The 2,528-nt window shown below is 71.2% G+C and carries 3 protein-coding genes and 1 pseudogene; 3 read left to right on the top strand and 1 reads right to left on the bottom strand.

The window, feature by feature from the left end:
* Positions 1 to 470, top strand: a pseudogene (locus ACEN88_RS29205) (oxidoreductase); the annotation flags it as partial.
* A 31-nt stretch (positions 471 to 501) separates the two neighbouring features.
* On the top strand, positions 502 to 1,389 hold the full coding sequence (locus tag ACEN88_RS29200; protein ID WP_413345336.1) for a LysR substrate-binding domain-containing protein: 888 nt from the start codon (positions 502 to 504) through the stop codon (positions 1,387 to 1,389).
* Here ACEN88_RS29200 and ACEN88_RS29195 read toward each other — a convergent pair.
* Complete coding sequence (locus tag ACEN88_RS29195; protein WP_413345334.1) at positions 1,380 to 2,054, bottom strand: M24 family metallopeptidase; 675 nt, start codon at positions 2,052 to 2,054, stop codon at positions 1,380 to 1,382. The genes ACEN88_RS29200 and ACEN88_RS29195 overlap by 10 nt on opposite strands.
* 173 nt (positions 2,055 to 2,227) lie before the next feature.
* Between ACEN88_RS29195 and ACEN88_RS29190 the strand changes: the two genes are divergently transcribed.
* Positions 2,228 to 2,528, top strand: a 301-nt coding sequence (locus ACEN88_RS29190) for a DJ-1/PfpI family protein (RefSeq protein WP_413345332.1), incomplete at its 3' end; no start/stop codon positions are given.

Here is a 2,528-nt window from a genome sequence, read left to right as displayed (position 1 = left end):
GCACGACGACGAAGGGCGGCTTCCCGCCTTTCCTCGGCCCGTACGGCGCGGCGAAGGCGGCGCTGGATTCGCTCGCGGTGTCGCTGTCGTACGAAATCTCCCGCTTCGGCATCGAGACCGCGATCATGGTCCCCGGCGCGTTCACCCGCGGCACGGAGCACTTCCCCAGCGCCGGCAAGCCGGCGGACGCCGCACGGATCGCCGCGTATGCCCGCTACGACGGGGTGCTGGACCAGGTGGGCGAACGCCTCGACGCGTTGACGCCGCCGGAAGCCGATCCGCAGGCCGTGGCCGATGAACTGGTGCGCATCGTCGGACTGCCGCGCGGCCGGCGGCCGTTCCGTACGGTGGTCGACTTCGTCGGCGACGGCGCGCGCGAGGTGCTCGAGGTGGCGGAGGCCGTGCGCGTGGACTTCGCCCGCCGCATCGGCATCGCCGACCTGCTGGTGCCAGCCGCGCCGACCGTATAATCGCAGAGGGAGGTGGCGCATGTCGACGCAGATGGACCGGTTTCAGGAAATGCAGATTTTCGTGCGCATCGTGGAGCGCCGCAGCTTCACGCAGGCCGCCGAGGACCTCCTGATCCCGCGCGCCACCGCGACCAATGCGATCAAGCGGCTGGAAAACCGCCTCGGCACGCGCCTGCTGGAACGGACGACGCGCGCCGTCGCGCCCACGCAGGACGGCGCCGCTTACTACGAACGGTGCGTGCGCCTGCTGGCCGACCTCGACGAAGCGGAAGACGCGTTCCGCGGCAGCGAGCCCGCGGGCCTGCTCCGGGTGAACCTGCAGCCGACGCTGGCCCGCTACTTCGTCTTTCCCGCGCTATCGGGATTCCTCGCGCGCTATCCGCGCATCCAGCTGCACGTGGGGGAGGACGACCGCCTCGTCGACCTCGTGCGCGAAGGCGTCGACTGCGTGCTGCGCGCGGGCCAGCTGCACGATTCGTCGATGGTGGCACGGCGCGCGGCCGACATCGAGCAGGTGACGGTCGCGAGTCCCGCCTACCTCGACCGCTTCGGCACGCCGGCCGCGCTGGCGGATCTCGTGCATCACCAGGCCGTGCACTACGTGTCGACGGCGACGGGCCGGCCATATCCGCTGGAATTCATGACGGACGCGGGCCTGAAGCTGGCGACGCCGCCCGGAATCGTCTCCGTCACCGGCACCGAAGCCTACACGGCGGCCGCGCTCGCGGGCCTCGGCCTCGTGCAGGTGCCGCGCTACCGCATCGCCGGGCAGCTCGCGGACGGCCGTCTCGTCGAGGTGCTGGCGGACGTACCGCCGCCCACCATCCCCGTCTCCGTGATGTATCCGCACGCGCGCCAGCTGTCGGCGCGCGTGCGCGTGTTCGCCGACTTCCTCGTGCAGTGCTTCCGTCAGACGTAGTCCGCGTCGTCCAGCAGCATGTCCTCGAAAAACGCGCCGAAGCGGCGCCGCGGATCGAGCAAGTGGATCTCGAGGATCCAGCGCATGTCCGATGGCGCATGGTCGTAATCGGCCAGTGCGCCCGTGTGCAGCGCCGCGTGCGGGAAGTCGGAGACGCGGTGGCCCGGCAGGTCCGGATCGAGGTCCCAGCCCAGGTCGCGGGCACGCCGGTCCGCGAACTCGTACAGCTTCCTGCCGCTCCAGTCCTGCGTCTTCCACGCCTGGCGCACCTCATGGAACAGGCGCTCGGCGTCGGCGGCGCAGCGCGCATACCCGGGCACGTCACCGACCGTGAACGTGGCGCCGCCGTCGCCTTCCCAATGCGCCACGCGCGGCGCGATGTCGATGAAGAAGATGTCGTGCTCGCCCAGCACGATGCCGGGTGTCGACGCGCGCTTCATCGGCAGGATCGTGTTGGCGCCGAAGCGCACGCGCACCGGGTGCCAGCTGAGGGTGTGGCCCCGCGTGGCGATGACGTCGCGCGCCATGGCCACGGCGTCTTCTTCCACCATGCCGGGCCGGATGCGCCGCGCGATCGCGGCGATGGCCTTGCGGGTCTCACGACGCGCGCGCAGCATGCCGTCGACGGAGAATGCGGGGCCCACGCGTTCTGCGGTATTGTCCATTGTCGTCCTTTCGTGTGTTGGGGATGACGCCATTCTGGCGCCGGGCCGCGCGCCGACGCCGGCAGCGTGCACCGGTTTCCCGCCACGGTGCGCGCATTTCCCGCCACGCCCCGCCGCGGCCACGCGCGCGCGGCTATAGTGATGGCGTGCTTGTCGATCCCAGGAGCCCGCGCTTGCCCACCATCGCCATCCTCGCCTTCCCCGGCGTGCAGTCGCTCGACGTCACCGGACCGCTCGACGTGTTCGCGGAAGCCAACCGTTTTCTCGCGCCGCGCGACCATTACCGCATGCGCGTGCTCGGCACGGTGGACGGCCCCGTCGCGTGCTCGAACGGGATGCTGCTGCAACCGCACGCGCGCTACGACGAAGGCGACGGCGCGCCCGACCTGCTGCTGGTCCCCGGCGGCCCGGACCTGCCACGCCGGCCGGCCGATACCGCGCTCGCCGCGTGGCTGCGCACGATGAGCACCCGCT

It is taken from the genome of Massilia sp. CT11-108 (assembly GCF_047302915.1).
In the GTDB taxonomy this organism is placed as follows: Bacteria; Pseudomonadota; Gammaproteobacteria; order Burkholderiales; family Burkholderiaceae_D; genus Telluria; species Telluria orientalis.
This window is presented reverse-complemented; position numbering and strand designations above follow the sequence as displayed.

What these genes read in the sequence shown, in the direction of transcription:
- ACEN88_RS29200 (WP_413345336.1), top strand. Translation starts at nt 502, where the DNA reads ATGGACCGGTTTCAGGAAATGCAGATTTTCGTGCGCATCGTGGAGCGC.
- ACEN88_RS29195 (WP_413345334.1), bottom strand. Translation starts at nt 2,054, where the DNA reads ATGGACAATACCGCAGAACGCGTGGGCCCCGCATTCTCCGTCGACGGC.